Origin of the sequence: Photorhabdus australis DSM 17609 (assembly GCF_000711895.1) — a bacterium.
GTDB classification, from domain to species: domain Bacteria; phylum Pseudomonadota; class Gammaproteobacteria; order Enterobacterales; family Enterobacteriaceae; genus Photorhabdus; species Photorhabdus australis.
The window spans coordinates 77,219-93,045 of record NZ_KL543987.1 but is presented as its reverse complement, the minus strand read 5'-3'; the positions used below and the strand labels follow the sequence as shown (position 1 = coordinate 93,045).

At 39.5% G+C, this 15,827-nt stretch carries 14 protein-coding genes; 9 read left to right on the top strand and 5 right to left on the bottom strand.

The window, feature by feature from the left end:
• Positions 1-2,206 (bottom strand): inverse autotransporter beta domain-containing protein (locus BO26_RS20320; RefSeq protein WP_477707056.1); only part of this gene is annotated, 2,206 nt, incomplete at its 3' end.
• Positions 2,207-2,465: 259 nt separating this feature from the next.
• Positions 2,466-3,494 (bottom strand): phage tail fiber protein, encoded by a 1,029-nt coding sequence (locus BO26_RS20315; protein ID WP_036774632.1) that lies wholly within the window; start codon positions 3,492-3,494, stop codon positions 2,466-2,468.
• Positions 3,495-3,887: 393 nt separating this feature from the next.
• Here BO26_RS20315 and pth point away from each other — a divergent pair, with 393 nt between their 5' ends.
• From pth to BO26_RS20295, 4 genes are all read left to right on the top strand, one after another.
• Entirely contained in the window at positions 3,888-4,478 is a 591-nt protein-coding gene (gene pth / locus BO26_RS20310) for an aminoacyl-tRNA hydrolase (protein ID WP_036774630.1), read from the top strand.
• 136 nt (positions 4,479-4,614) lie between these two features.
• Positions 4,615-5,706 carry a redox-regulated ATPase YchF gene (ychF, locus tag BO26_RS20305; protein WP_036774629.1) on the top strand — a complete coding sequence of 364 codons (1,092 nt, stop codon included), beginning with the start codon at positions 4,615-4,617 and terminating at the stop codon, positions 5,704-5,706.
• A gap of 684 nt (positions 5,707-6,390) precedes the next feature.
• On the top strand, positions 6,391-7,197 hold the full coding sequence (locus tag BO26_RS20300; protein WP_036774628.1) for a hypothetical protein: 807 nt from the start codon (positions 6,391-6,393) through the stop codon (positions 7,195-7,197).
• Between the two features lie 477 nt (positions 7,198-7,674).
• The gene (locus BO26_RS20295) at positions 7,675-8,517 is read left to right on the top strand and encodes a hypothetical protein (protein ID WP_036774626.1); all 843 of its coding nucleotides are present in this window, start codon (positions 7,675-7,677) and stop codon (positions 8,515-8,517) included.
• Positions 8,518-8,609: 92 nt separating this feature from the next.
• On the opposite strand, the gene vapC is transcribed toward BO26_RS20295, so the two are convergent.
• The 3 genes from vapC to BO26_RS20280 form a co-directional block, all read right to left on the bottom strand.
• A complete protein-coding gene (gene vapC, locus BO26_RS20290) occupies positions 8,610-9,011 on the bottom strand; it encodes a type II toxin-antitoxin system tRNA(fMet)-specific endonuclease VapC (RefSeq protein ID WP_036774625.1) in 402 nt (133 codons plus the stop codon).
• Positions 9,011-9,238, bottom strand: coding sequence for a type II toxin-antitoxin system VapB family antitoxin (gene vapB / locus BO26_RS20285; RefSeq protein WP_110882824.1), 228 nt, complete (start codon positions 9,236-9,238; stop codon positions 9,011-9,013). The genes vapC and vapB overlap by 1 nt, the downstream gene beginning before the upstream one ends.
• A 176-nt stretch (positions 9,239-9,414) precedes the next feature.
• Positions 9,415-10,842, bottom strand: coding sequence for an aminotransferase-like domain-containing protein (locus BO26_RS20280; protein ID WP_036774624.1), 1,428 nt, complete (start codon positions 10,840-10,842; stop codon positions 9,415-9,417).
• A gap of 131 nt (positions 10,843-10,973) precedes the next feature.
• Between BO26_RS20280 and BO26_RS20275 the strand changes: the two genes are divergently transcribed.
• The 5 genes from BO26_RS20275 (at position 10,974) to BO26_RS20260 (ending at position 15,730) form a co-directional block, all read left to right on the top strand.
• Positions 10,974-12,296 (top strand): cytochrome ubiquinol oxidase subunit I, encoded by a 1,323-nt coding sequence (locus tag BO26_RS20275; RefSeq protein ID WP_036774623.1) that lies wholly within the window; start codon positions 10,974-10,976, stop codon positions 12,294-12,296.
• Positions 12,297-12,300: 4 nt separating this feature from the next.
• Complete coding sequence (cydB, locus tag BO26_RS20270) at positions 12,301-13,308, top strand: cytochrome d ubiquinol oxidase subunit II (RefSeq protein WP_036774621.1); 1,008 nt, start codon at positions 12,301-12,303, stop codon at positions 13,306-13,308.
• Positions 13,289-13,447, top strand: a complete 159-nt coding sequence (locus BO26_RS22565; protein WP_072023315.1) for a DUF2474 domain-containing protein — start codon at positions 13,289-13,291, stop codon at positions 13,445-13,447. Before cydB ends, BO26_RS22565 begins: the two co-directional genes overlap by 20 nt.
• A gap of 208 nt (positions 13,448-13,655) precedes the next feature.
• Positions 13,656-14,744: a histidine kinase gene (locus BO26_RS20265; protein ID WP_339374645.1), complete on the top strand. Its 1,089-nt coding sequence runs from the start codon at positions 13,656-13,658 to the stop codon at positions 14,742-14,744.
• Between the two features lie 149 nt (positions 14,745-14,893).
• Positions 14,894-15,730 (top strand): siderophore-interacting protein, encoded by an 837-nt coding sequence (locus BO26_RS20260; protein WP_036774619.1) that lies wholly within the window; start codon positions 14,894-14,896, stop codon positions 15,728-15,730.
• Positions 15,731-15,827: the final 97 nt, after the last annotated feature.

Genomic DNA, 15,827 nt, shown 5'->3' with positions numbered 1-15,827 from the left:
CCTCAAAACTGACTTTCCTATCCGCATTCACCGCCGCCGTTTGCTGGCTGGCCGTTTTCGCCGACACTTGCACATCTTTCACCGCCGCCGTGCTGGTTAAGGTCGCGGTGACCTGTCCCTGTGCGTTACTCACCGAATTGCTTTGTTTCGTCAGTTTTAACCCGGCCTCCGTTTTATTTATCTGCCAATCAATGTCGATCGGTTTATCCACCACCAGATTGCCATACGCATCCTTCACCGTTGCCGTGAAGGTATAAGTGTCGGTACCGTTATCATAGAGCGGCCCCGTTTTGTCTACCGTCACACGGGTGACTCGATAGCTGGCATTAGGTTCAGTAAAGCTGACTTTTTTATCCGTAGTAACGCGTTCGCCATTAATACTGACACTAACTTGTATATCTGATAATGGTGTTGTACTTGTTAGTGTTGCAGTCTGTTGTCCATTTTTATCTGTTGCCTCTGAATCAGGTTTTAATTTCAATCCAGGATCTTTTTTATTCGTATCCCAAACCAATTTAGCATTCTCTATCGGCGTCTTTTTGTCAGCGCCAAGCAGAGTAGCCGTGTAGATATATTTCGCATTTCCATCAGCAATTAAAGGATCTGCTGTATTAACATGCAAAGAAATATTACGTTGTAATACATGAGTTTGTATCTGCACCCTCTGCTGATCATCTTTACTTGTACCTGTTATAGTATAGTCATTTTTTCCATCCGGCTGATATTCCGGTAATTGAATCGTATAACCTTTGGTATTTTCTATATTTATAATTCCCCCATTCTTCTGGAATAATTCAGGTATATCCCAAATAATATTTTTAAATGGCGTGTCTGATTGAATTTGTATTGGTTTAACTTCACCACCGTAACCACTGATTTCTATTATAGGAACTAGTAATCTAAAATGTTTCTGCTTTTTCAGATAATTCAAAATAATGTTATTATTTCTTTCAACTAAATCGTAGCGACTTCCTGCCAGGCTTCGTAGTGAATCAACATTTTCTGGTGAAAGTTGTTCTGATAACGGAACACCAAATCGGTAATTCACATTGAATGAAAATATGCCATCACTTTTCCCCTCTTTCCCTAATTTATAGTCAACTCCTGCTGTAATCAGTGGAACTGGCGTATAATTCAACCCAATAGTTGCTGCATATGGGTCTTTTTGTCTATTGTTTTTGCCGAATAACGCAACATTATTACCAAAATATTGTTCATATTTTATTTTAGCACCGAGTGACGGCATTGAAGGTAAATACATATCAGCAATAAGGTCATAACCATTTGCAGGGCGTTCATAATAATTGGTTAAATCACGAGAGTTATGCCAATCACTCAGACGGAAATATGCATTAGTGGACATTTTTAGATAATTAGTCCACAGTTCACCCCCCAGACTAAATCGGCTATTGTTACCTGTTAAGTCGTTATCATAAAAAGTGTTCGCACCATACATCCAGTCATTTATGAATAAACGGGTTCCAATGCCCAAATTCACAGTATCACGGCTATCTTTATGACGATATCCATATTGGCTATAAATAAGCCAATGATCTTTATCGTCATAGAAAGGAACCAGTAAGTCCACAGAACTTTCATCCAGACGCCCATGATGATCAATATTCAAATTAATTTTAGCGGTACCAAACTGTGATAACCATTTCTGAGTATTACTGGTTATCTGACTATTTAATTTATTGACAACATAATTCCGCGCTAATTTTTTCGGATCTTCTTTTAATAATCCAAGGAGTTCAGGGCCACGCGATAGAATTAAGGGGGGAGTATTTTGGCTATCTTCTTTATGGCTCTCATCTTTATGACCATTTTCATATAGCTGAGGTATTTTTAGTTTTTCACTGCTATCGTTTTTTTCTATTGTACTTCTCTTTGATAAAAATTTACCACACCGCCTCTGCTCTGGTCGCTTTTTCTCTTTATGGGTAACATTTTCGTGTAATTTCTTATTAACCTGTCCAGTTGTCTGTTTTTTTCTATCAATATCATGCTTGATAACAGCTTCTGAATGATCCTGACAATTTTCAACATTAACCAGAGGCTTTACCGGTTCAGATAAAGCAGGATAACTGTTTAGTATTAGCGGTATAAGCACTGTAAATAAAAAACAGGCTATTAGCACACTCTTACTTACCTTATAACTTATTACATTACGAAAAATACGATTGATGTTCATCAGTAATACCATAAAGTTGTTGCCATTATATTGAGTTATAGCTACTGAGCACATTAAATGACTTTTTATAATTTTGTATAATGAAAATAAATTATCAGCCGATAACCATTAGTAATCACTTAGCGAAAACTACCACAAACTATTTTATTTCCCAGAACAGTATTAATTTTTTACACCATTTTTTTGTCAAAATATAAGAAAAAAACCCGTTGTACAAATATTTCAACGGGTTTTCCACTTATTATAATAATGATTTCACACTCAATTATTGTTATTTTTCAGGTAGTTGCACTCTAACATTAATCACTCGTCCATCAGGGATATCACATAGTTCACCATCATGGTAATAAATCACTTCCCCGTGATCATTGACACCCTTAACACGCTTATTTTGAGCAAATATCGGCGCATCTTTATTTTGACGATGATAGCATTCGATGGTTATATCACCGCTGGATGAATCGACCGATTCACAAACCCAAATCAGATTTAATCCATTGCTGTCTGCCGGAACGATAGTGCCGCCATGAATTCCCCATGCTCCATCTTTTGCAAAACCATTACAGCCTCTGATGCGATATTTCCCTGTCGCTATCCGCTCGACTGTCACGCCTTCCGCTTCACGAGTTAGCTCGTAAGTTCCGTCTGGATGAATATCTACAACTGGACTGGAAACTTTAAGGTTGCCGTTAGTATCCGATTTAGCATTGCTTGTTGACCAAACTTTGTACCAGGGATTCCACTTCTGAATGTTACCGTCACCATTGTGTGCTCTATAGTATAATTCGCTCTTTGGCAAGTATGTGGCTTGAATCATTAGTTCATAGTTCTTAAAAGTTCCATATCCCCCTGAAAATCTAATTCCTGGACCATACACACCCGGGCCGTTTAATCCTGCTGGATATGCAAAATATGTCGAATTTTGAGGAATATTATCATAATTATCGATTGTAGAAGCGGTATTATTCCCAACCACAACCGGCTTTGTACTAATAAATTCTAAATCGATATTTTTTACATCTGTTACAATTTTTTGTCCTAATGCTCTATTTAATTGGTCAGAGAGTTTAACCATATTCCCATCGTCCAAAACATCATTACCGGAATATGTCGCAATAAAATTAGCCACAACAGATGCTATTGTCGACGATTGACGCAATACCTTATTAAGCAAATGAACCGTAATATTATCCGGTGGGAACCCAGTATTCAAACTCTGGCTCTCTTCATACTTTTCCTGGCTCACCACATTGGCATTATTACTAATAGAAAAAGCCTTAAAATCATTTTTTTGACTCATATATCCTCCTGAAATTAAATAACGTCATTTTACGATCAATATATTGAATTTTTGTAAAGTAATTTTCTATAATTTATTTACAATCTAGTTTAGCTTAGAAAAATAATAATGGAAATTGTTGCAACTTAAATTGACCACTATTTTTTATAATTGATAGCAATGAAAAACCAAATACCTCGAAACCAGACATATATCAAAAATATTTTCATTCAATATATGGAAATAACGCTTTTTCATTCATTACCCTCACGAAAATATTTAAAAATGTCTCATCGATCAATAATCACCAGTAATCACTTAAAGGAAGAGCAACCAAATCGAACTTTGTACTCGTCGCACCCGGCAGGTAAACTACCCTTCTTTTTGTTTTACTGCCAAAAGTGAAGAGAAATAGTGAGTAACATAAAATTAATCGTCGGTCTGGCTAATCCCGGTGCTGAATATGCTCAAACCAGACACAACGCCGGAGCCTGGTATGTTGACCTGCTAGCACAGAGCCACAATCAGTCACTGAAAGAAGAGAGTAAATTTTTCGGTTATACCGCCCGGATCAATATATGTGGTCATGACATTCGTCTGCTGGTCCCTACGACATTTATGAACCTCAGTGGTAAATCTGTCGCGGCCCTTGCTTCTTTTTATCGTATCCAACCAGATGAAATTCTGGTGGCCCATGATGAACTGGATTTACCGCCCGGGGTGGCAAAAATGAAACTGGGCGGAAGTCATGGCGGCCATAATGGCTTGAAAGATATTCAAAATAAATTTGGCAATAACCCTAATTTTTATCGCTTACGAATTGGTATCGGTCATCCTGGTGATAAAAATAAAGTTGTTGGCTTTGTACTGGGAAAACCCTCAGCCAATGAACAAAAGCTGATCGATGATGCGATTGATGAAGCACTGCGCTGTACTGACATCCTGATAAAGCAAGATATGGATAAGGCAATCAATCGGTTACATGGTTTCAAAGCCAGTGCCTAATGCACAAAATAGATAAATCCTGTTTGCAAGATCGTGATAGCTCGTCATTCCGTGTATAATGGCGCCAATTTTTTTCTGATTCATCACAAAGGCTCATGCAGCCTTTTGATTTATAAGTAATTTAAGGTGAAAATTTATGGGATTCAAATGCGGTATCGTTGGCCTGCCTAACGTCGGGAAATCAACATTATTCAATGCACTGACCAAAGCAGGTATCGAAGCAGCAAACTTCCCGTTCTGCACCATCGAGCCAAATACTGGTGTAGTACCTATGCCAGATCCACGGCTTGAGCAACTGGCTGAAATTGTAAAACCTCAGCGAATTTTACCGACCACAATGGAATTCGTGGATATTGCAGGTTTGGTGAAAGGTGCATCAAAAGGTGAAGGTCTGGGTAACCAATTTCTAACCAACATTCGCGAAACGGAAGCTATCGGCCATGTTGTGCGCTGTTTTGTCAACGACAATATCATTCACGTTTCCGGTCAGGTTGACCCTGCTGCTGATATTGAGATTATCAATACTGAATTAGCCCTTTCCGATCTGGACACTTGTGAGCGAGCTATTCATCGCGTCCAGAAAAAAGCTAAGGGTGGTGATAAAGATGCCAAAGCAGAATTAGAGGTGCTGGAAAAATGTCTGCCTCATCTGGAACAAGCTGGTATGTTGCGAGCATTGGATCTCAGTAGCGAAGAGAAAGCTGCTGTCCGTTACCTGAGTTTCCTGACCTTAAAACCTACTATGTACATCGCTAACGTCAACGAAGATGGTTTCGAAAACAACCCGTATTTGGATGCTGTTCGTGCAATTGCTGCACAAGAGGGTTCCGTGGTTGTACCGGTTTGTGCTGCGGTAGAAGCTGATATTGCGGAGCTGGAAGATGATGAACGCGAAGAATTTATGGCTGAGCTTGGTCTGGAAGAACCCGGTTTAAATCGCGTTATCCGCGCAGGCTATCAGTTATTGAATCTGCAAACTTACTTCACCGCCGGCGTGAAAGAAGTCCGGGCATGGACAATCCCCGTCGGCGCAACCGCCCCACAAGCAGCCGGTAAGATCCATACTGATTTCGAAAAAGGTTTTATCCGTGCACAAACCATCGCTTTTGACGATTTCATTGCTTACAAAGGCGAACAAGGCGCCAAAGAGGCCGGTAAAATGCGTTCAGAAGGTAAAGACTATATCGTTAAAGATGGCGATGTAATGAATTTCTTGTTTAATGTTTAATTGCCTGCTCCATTTCTAACTAGCCTCAAATTTAATCCAAAGCCTTCTGTAACAACAGAAGGCTCTGAAACTCGTGAGAAAAATTGAAATAATTTCCTATTTATCACTAAATTCCTCTTAATTAATACCCGTCCTTAAGATTTCATTATTATATTCACCCGCTATACAAGTTTTCACTATCCAATAAAAAATCACTTTATTAATGTATTCTTTTCTTATATTTAACTTTATAAAACCCCATTCCATCAGAACAAGTAAAATATATTTTACGAAAATATTATTAACCAATAACCCACCATAATTAATGATGATTTTTATTTACAATTATTTATTTAAGATAAATATCAGTAAAAAACAAATCAACCAATAATTAATTGATAATAGTTTCATTATTATAAGATAATAAATACACCTCTGAACAATATAATATTGAATTATTCAATAAATAATAACAAAAAACAATTTTTACGATAATAGACTTTACATACTCCATTTTTACACTATTATTAAGATATTGGATATATAATTCTAATCCATTGTCCAAATATTTTTATTTTTCAGAAAAATATATTCATTACATACAATGAAACCATATATCATTGATATAAAATAAATTATAGTTCCTTAATTCATATTGGGTAAAAAATTAATAGTTTATCTAATAAATCCATGAGGGAAATAATTATGAAAGATATATTAACCAACTCTGACCATGAACTTAGAAAAGCACAAGAATGGATAGAATACATAAAACTCAAAGAAAGAAGATATCTTAAGACATGGGAAAATTCAGATAATGGTTTTATTCACTTCTCAAAAATTGAGAATCTTTCTAACGTACAGAGCCCCGCAAATATCGCAGTAACCGATAAATATGCTGTATTTGCCAAGAAATTTGCCACATCATGTAAATATCCCGTTAGCATCACTGAAGGTATGCAAACTATTATTAACTTATGTCGGTTAGCTTCAGGTTATGATCCTTTAGACCCGGAAGGTAATGGCAATGCTGAAAAATTTATCGCGTTTACTGATGAAATAGAAAAAGTGCCATTCCTCTCTTTATTGTGGTCAGACACAAAGATTATTATTCAACAAAGCCATGATACTGATGTCCTGATTGATTCTTTTGTCGACGCCTTTCGAGGGTTATCTCCCGAAGATAAAATTACAATCAAACTCTATCTAAAAGAGCTGATTCGCGCCGCTCTATCCTATGCTGATGAAAAAGAGAAACAATCTAATTTTGTACAATATGTGCTTAGTAAATCACCCACCAGCGTATCACTCTTATTGTATTCCTCTGTACTGACAATCAAAAAAGTCAATAACAAAGGTACTATTAAATTCACATCCAATTATACGCTGTCGCAAGCAGAATATAATCTCAGTCAGGCATCATGGGAAACTGTAAGACCAATATTTAGTAAAGAAAATAAAACAACCATAGAATGCCTGATTGACTATATGACAACTAAGGTAAAAACATGAAATAAATATCATACTAAATAAATTAATTGTTCTATATCAATGACATCGATCCCCATATATTATTTAAGTATAAAAAATAAATTACCCATAAATATAAATTTAATATAGATTAATTTCATAAGAAATATTTTATACCAATATGAAAACGTCACATGAATAACCATTTACATGTGAAGAATAAGTTAAATTACAATCTATCCATACTCAATATTTAATAGTGAAAAAATTTTACTTATGAATATAATTGATCCATATAAAAATTTATCTATTAGTAATTTAGAATCTATTAATACAAGTTTAAAAATAAGAATGTTTTTCGGAGGAAATCACTAAGACAGAAAAATAAAGCCAATAATATTAAATACATAATTACTAAGTAATCGAATTGTTAAAAATAGGGATTAACCCTACTCCCTATTTACAACAATACCATAACATTCAATATCTGGTTTAATAAATCTATTAAGGATAAAAATCATGGAAAATATCTTAAATAATCCTGATTATGAAGTTAAAAAAGCGAAAGAGTGGATAGAACATATTGAGAACGGAGGAACAAGGCTTCTTAAAGATTGGGAACGTTCAGACAATATTCTTATGGGTTATTCTGATGCTGGAGATTATTCTGATGTACAAAGTCCAGCTAATGGTGCAGCGACAGGAAGTTATACACAACTTGAGAGAGATTCTTCCTCATCATCCAGAGCTCCGCTAAGCATTACCGAAGGCTTACAAACCGTTATTAATATGGCCCGTGCCGTCTCCGGCTATAATCCTTTAGATCCTCAAGGCCAGGGTAATAAAAAGAATTTCTTCTCATTTACCGCAGAATTATCTGGTGTTCCGTTCCTTTCTTTACTGTCAACAAGCGTACAAAACGTTATCCAAAAAAGCCATGATGCGGATGTTTTGATCAACTCTTTCCTGGAAAACTTCTTAGGATTATCTCCTCAAGAGAAAGAGCAGATGAAAATCCCGCTGAGACAACTCGCTATCGCTGCATTATCCTATGCAGGTAAAAGGCAAACTCAATCCAATTTCGTACAAAGTGTTCTGGCTACCTCACCAAGAGGTGGTGTGTCAGTCTTCTTATATTGGTCTGAATTTGCAATTTCCGCTGCCCCAAATGATAAAGGCATTATCGAATTCAAATCCAGCTACCTGTTGCCACAAGCAGAATATAATCTACGATACGAATCATGGGTAAATGTAAGATCTGCATTCGAGAAAGCGCAGAAGGTATCATTAGAAGATTGGATTAACAGTATGACCACCCGGAGAAAACAAGGCAGTAATGTAAGAGCGTTTTGTATAGAATAATGCGGTGAAATAATCCTAAAATGGTGTCTGCAAAAGCGTGAGGTGGACACCATCCGCTTCATTAAACAGGCAATAAACTGATGTAATTACTTTCAGTTGATCCAGTTCTCAACACGAAGACCAGCAACCCGTTCAAATTCTCGCACATTATTGGTTACAATAATCAATCCCTGGCTTCTTGCGTGCCCTGCTATTTGATTATCATAAGCCCCGATGCGTAAACCACTCCGCTCGAGTTCTGCAATAATCTGACCGGCATGTACAGCAGCCTTACTGTCGAAATCCAAAACCGCCAATCTAGCAACGAATCCCTCAAGTACCATCATATTAGCTTTTGGATTTCCCGATTTCTCTGCACCTTTAATCAGTTCCATCAATGTCACAGTGCTAATACACAACTGGTCGTGATAGAACTGAAAAGTTTTGCGCACTCTCTGGGGTCGGTTCTTAAGTGTGTAGATGCAAATACAAGTATCAAGCATGTATTTCAGCATCAGAACCCCTCACGCTCTTGTACTGACGGTTGATCGCGTTCTGCCATAAAATCGTCCGTAACACCAGGACCATCAAACCAGCTATCCCAAGACTCATCAACCGGAGTGATTATGCGAGTACGGCCTACAGCAATTATATCAACCTGCTTCACATCTTCCGGAAAAGCGACAGCTTTAGGAAGTCGAACCGCCTGAGAACGGTTGCTTTTAAATATCGTTGTTTGCACCATAAAATTTTCCTCATTTTGGGATATACCTAATGTATATCCACGATAAGCACTAAAATAAGACATGTCAATCAAATATCCCTGATTTTTCTTATTTAAACACTCCAGATGTATTTACTCTTACCTATAATATTACCAATCAATTAATAGAGCGGAATTTCCCACAACCCACATCATTATATTTTTCCGCGTTCAGACAGTAAAATATGACAAAGTCGACCTAAAGTCTGCACGGCTCGTTCCATTTTATCATCCCAATCAAAAGAGGCATTAAGACGAAATGCATGGTTAAATTGTTCACTGGTACAAAACATGCTGCCAGGCGCAATACTGATCCCTTCCGCCAATGCCAGCTGATAAAGCCGCTGCGCACTAAATAAAGGCTCAAATTCCAACCAAAGAAAATAACCGCCTTTAGGGCAATTCACTTTTACTGAAGCAGGCATATAGTCACCAATCGCCCGTAGCATTAAGTGCTGGCGTTGTTCCAATATACGGCGAAGACGGCGTAAGTGGTTGTCATATCCCCCTTCCGCAAGATAATCAGCAATTGCCAATTGCGTCGGCATGCTGGCAGAAACGGTACTCATCATTTGTAACTGCTGGATTTTCTTAGCATGTTTTCCTGCTGCAACCCAACCCACCCGAAATCCCGGCGCCAGGCATTTAGAAAACGAGGAGCAATGCATAAAGTTATTTTTACTGTCCAGCGCTTTTGCCGGTACGGGGCGTTGCTGATCAAAATAGAGTTCACCGTATACATCATCTTCAATGAGCGCGACCTGATTATTGTTAAGAATATCCACCAGCCGTAATTTATTTTCAGCAGATATTGTTCCCCCGAGCGGATTCTGGAAGTGAGTCATTAACCAACAGGCTTTTACTGGATATTTTTTCACCATCTCTTCCAATGCATCCAAATCAATCCCATTTTGTGGATCAGTTTTGATTGCCACCGCTTTCAGGCGTAGACGTTCAATTGCCTGTAAAGCACCGTAGAAAGCCGGCGATTCAATGACCACCCAATCGCCCGGCTCTGTAACCGACTGTAAACTGAAACTCAGTGACTCCATCGCCCCTGCAGTAATCACAATTTCTTCAGGAGAAACATGGATGCCATGCATTGCATAGCGGCGCGATATATTACGGCGTAATTTATCATTACCCGGCGGTAAATTCGCCAAAGAGCTATGCGGCGCTATTCGCCTTGCAACTGCCGCTAACGATTTGGAAAGTTTAGGCTGAATCAATAAGGATGGATCTGGAAATGCGGAACCAAAGGGAATAATCGCAGGATCTTTGCACGCCTGTAATACATCAAAAATAGAAGCGCTTATTTCCACGCTTTCACTTAAATGTAATCGCTTTCCTCCTTTTGCTGCGGCAAAGGATTGCAAACGTTTAGCGACGTAATAACCCGATTGAGGACGGGAAATGATCCATCCCTGGCTCTCTAATAATTGATAAGATTGAACAACGGTCATTAAACTCAAACCCGATAATTTCACTGACTCTCTCAGTGAAGGTAATTTATCTCCCACCAGCCAGGTACCATCTTCAATATGTTGAAGAATTTGCCGGGCAAATTGTTCATAACGCTTCATCAATTCAGATCTCCTCGCAAACTGTTATAGTAAATATATAGAAAACTGTCACTATTATAGTCATTTTTTTCATGTTTTACTTATCCGCACACATTTCCTGCCTTTATTCAAACTAAAAATAAGAGGTCACTATGTTTGGTTTAAGTGCCCTGGAACTGGCCAGAATTCAGTTTGCGTTTACCGTTTCCTTTCACATTATCTTTCCGGCGATTACCATCGGGCTGGCAAGTTTTTTAGCTGTACTGGAAGGGTTATGGCTGAGAACACGTCATACCGATTACAAACTGCTATATCATTTCTGGTCGAAAATTTTTGCCGTCAACTTCGGTATGGGCGTGGTTTCCGGTCTGGTTATGGCCTACCAGTTTGGCACCAACTGGAGTTTTTTCTCCGACTTTGCTGGTTCGATCACCGGCCCTTTACTGACTTACGAAGTACTGACTGCATTCTTTCTTGAAGCAGGTTTTCTCGGCGTGATGTTATTTGGCTGGGATCGTGTAGGTGAAAGATTGCATTTCTTTGCTACCTGCATGGTAGCTCTCGGTACGCTGATATCCACCTTTTGGATACTGGCATCCAACAGTTGGATGCAAACACCACAAGGCCATGAAATTATCAATAATCAGGTCGTCCCCGTCGATTGGCTGGCAGTAATATTTAATCCCTCCTTTCCATACCGTCTGGCTCATATGTGTACTGCGGCCTTCCTCGCCTCAGCATTCTTTATCGCAGCTTCAGCGGCATGGCATTTATTGAAAGGCAATGACTCGACAGCAATGAAAAAGATGCTCTCCATGTCGATGTGGATGATCTTGATTATTGCGCCTTTACAGGCATTGATTGGTGATGCTCACGGTCTTAACACCCTCAAGCATCAACCTGTCAAAGTCGCAGCAATGGAAGGTCATTGGGAAAATCTCCCCGGTGAAGCGACTCCGTTAATCCTATTTGGCATTCCTGACATGGCACGGGAAGAAACCCGTTATGCCGGGGAAATTCCTTATCTCGCCAGCCTGATTTTGACGCATAGCATAAATAAGCAAGTTCCCGCCCTTAAGGAGTTTCCCCCAGAAGACAGACCAAATGCACTGATGGTTTTCTGGTCATTCAGGGTGATGGTCGGCCTTGGTGTGTTGATGATTATTGCTGGCTGCTGGGGGCTATGGTTGCGCTATAAAAAACAGCTTTATCAATCAAAAGCCTTCCTGCGTTTTATGTTTTTGATGGCACCTTCTGGCCTGATAGCCATTCTTGCGGGTTGGTTTACCACCGAAATAGGTCGTCAGCCGTGGGTAGTTTACGGCCTGCTACGCACCAAAGATGCCGTATCTGCACACGGTGAAATGTATATGAGCATCAGTCTGCTGCTTTTTATCGTGGTTTACAGTTCAGTATTTGGTGTGGGTTACGCCTATATGATGAAACTTATCCGTAAAGGCCCCAAAAAGGAGTGAGAAAATGGGTATTGATCTGCCGTTAATTTGGTTCATCATCATTGTGTTCAGTACCATGATGTACATTGTGATGGATGGTTTTGATCTTGGCATCGGACTGCTTTATCCCACGGTGAAAAGTAGCAGCGACCGCGATTTGATGATGAACAGCGTTGCCCCCGTCTGGGACGGTAACGAAACCTGGCTGGTACTTGGAGGTGCAGGTTTATTCGGTGCTTTTCCTCTGGCTTACGCCGTTATCCTTGATGCACTAGCAATTCCTCTGACATTAATGTTATTCGGCCTGATATTCCGTGGTGTTGCTTTTGAGTTTCGTTTCAAATCATCCCCTGAACATCGCCATATCTGGGACAAAGCCTTTATCTGTGGTTCTGTTATTGCCACATTCGTTCAGGGAGTTGTTGTGGGCGCCTTTATACAGGGATTCCCGGTTGAAAACCGTACCTATATAGGGGGAGCTTTTGACTGGTTCTCACCCTTTCCGCTGTTCTGCGGTTTTGGGCTGCTCATTGCCTACGCGCTGTTAGGCTGCGGCTGGCTGATTATGAAAACTGAAGGCCATCTACAACAGGAGATGTACCGTGTCGCCCGTCCGCTCATTTTTCTGATGCTGGGTGTTATCGCCGTTATCAGCTTATGGACACCATTAACCCATCCGGCAATTGCAGAACGCTGGTTTAGCTTACCTAATTTGTTGTTCTTCCTTCCTGTGCCCCTGTTAGTTATCTGGTCCGGTTGGAAATTATTGCATTCAGTCAAACGCAGAGCACACTACACACCGTTTCTGTTAGCACTATTGCTGGTTTTCCTTGGCTACAGTGGATTAGGTATCAGTATCTGGCCTAACCTAATCCCGCCGGCAATCAGTTACGAAGCCGCGGCTGCGCCACCACAGAGTTTAGGTTTTATGCTAGTCGGCGCGCTGCTTATTATTCCCGTGATCCTGGTTTATACCTATTGGAGCTATTATGTTTTTCGGGGGAAAGTTAACCATGAACAAGGCTACCACTAATTACAACACCCGGCGCCCTTCTGTATGGAAACGGATAGGCTGGATGGTGATGATCTGGTTATGTAGTGTGATGGCTCTTTTTGCCGTATCCAGTTTGTTCCGCCTTTTGATGACAGCAGCAGGCATGAAATTAAAGTAATTGTTAACACTATTTAATAAATTGAGCTAAAGTTTTCATCAGTATTGCAGAACGGAATCTTAACCTGATGAAAACAAGTTCAAATAACACCATCTTCAAAAACCAAAAACTGTTTGTAATCAACTCTATTATAAATTTATTTTTACTTTTTATACTTTTATTGATCAATAAACCATCAATTCCAGATTTAATTCTACCGTTACTGATCATGTTAAGTATTACAAATGTGTATTTTCTGATAAGAGTGGTATATAACTCTGTTCCTGTCAAAGAATGGCAACATTCAAGATACAAAGCAGAAATTAACGCATTGAAACAAAAAAACAGCCATCTGGATTTTCTCTGCCAAAGCCATTTCAAAATACAAAATTGCAAGCTATTGCCTGAAAAGCTTCCAGAGATTTTTTCTCATCTCAATCGCCTGATCCCTTTCTGTGAAGCCAAAATCATCCTTTATCCATCGCAACAAGAATATTTTTTCCGTACTCCCCACCAGTGCCCTTATTTCAATATGCCTCTGACCATGAGGTGGAATCTGGATGATAATATTGATAACTATGGAACACTCTGGATAAAGACACATAGAAATAGTGATCTCACCCCGGACGAAAAGAACCTGGTTCAAGATGTTGTTGCCTTAATGACAAGTAAGTTATTCCAGGAAAACCAAATCCAATGCCATCAACAAAGCATTTTGGCGGCGGAGAGAGCCTCTATTTCCCGTGAACTCCATGATTCAATTGCCCAATCGCTCTCTTTCCTTAAGATTCAAGTTAATTGCCTGTATATATGTAGTGATAATTTATCTAAACAAAGTTTAGCCTCACTAAATATGATTAAAGATGAGTTGAATATCGCCTATCGTCAGCTAAGAGAATTACTTGCCGCTTTTCGGAACGAACAACCCCAATGCAATCTACAAGAATCTTTACAAGCTTTGGTTAATGAATTTAACCACCGTTTGGGCTTCAATATTGAATTCAATTACCTGCTGACACATCAACATATCCCTGACAATTACAGTAAACATTTAGTGCAAATTATTCGGGAGTGTTTAAATAACTGTTATAAGCATTCTGACGCGAACTGGATCAGTGTCCGTATTTATCCTATTGATGACAAAATCATTGTCGTTGTCAGTGACAATGGTCGAGGCGTCGATCTAAATACCAACAGCAAAGACAAATTTGGGTTAGCTATTATGCAAGATAGGGTTAACATCATGGGTGGACAATTACAGATAAAAAATCGTAAACAAGGCGGTACAGAAATAGAAATTCAGTTTTTATTAGACTAAAAAAGCATATGAAACCAAATTGTAAATACTGACGCAGCTTATTGAATGATAATGATTAGCATTTGTGTCAATTGCTGTTACACTAAATTTAGCCATACCAAATAATTATACTGTTAGTTAAAAAGGTAAACTCTCCGGAGGAATTTTGCGTGAATAGTAAAACAATTGAAGAAAAAAGCATTTATCGCCCTGCACCGCCGAGGCTTGTACAAGTAAAAAACATTTTTGATGTCACCCCCAATATGCGAAGAATTACTTTCGAGAGTGAATGTCTGAATAGTTACCCGACTGAATGTGAGGGTGGACTTTTAAAAATATTCTTACCGCTTCCGGGACAAACAAAACCGATATTACCCACCTTATCCCCAGAAGGCCCGGTATGGCCTGCAAATGAACTTCGTCCAATTACCCGCGCTTACTCCGTTCGGGCTCTCCGTACTGAACAAAAAGAGATCGACATTGAGTTTGCGCTGCATCAGGGTGGTGGTCCCGCTGTGGAATTTGCTTATAGAGCCAAAATCGGTGACTGGATAGGCATTACTAACCCCGGTGGCCCTGATCCATTGCTGCCAAAGGTCAGTCACTACTATATGGCAGGCGACCCTGGTTCCCTGCCCGCAATTGCGGCTTTATTGGAAACAATCGACAACCCAGATGCTACCGGGCAAGTGATTATTCGTGTCGAAAGTGAGCAGGATATTCAAGATCTGAAAAAACCTGAAGGAATATCAATCCATTGGGTTATTGGCAGTGTCAAAGTCACCAACGATATCGTATCCAGGTTCAAATCCTGGTCATTACCCACAGAAGATGTCACTTTCTGGCTCGCAGGTGAAGATAAATTGGTAAAAGAACTTCGTCGTTATGTGCGCCGTGAAAAAGGTTATGAACGTCACCAACTATGCGCCATCCCCTACTGGAGATATGGCTTTAACGAAGATGGTTATCACGAACTACGTCATGAGGTGATGGATAGCTTTAATTAATGCATAACATCAGCCACTAAATACTCATGAGTGAAAAACTCAGGGGACCACGCCAGCGAAACGCCAACGGCGTGTTCCCACAAGTTTATTCAATACA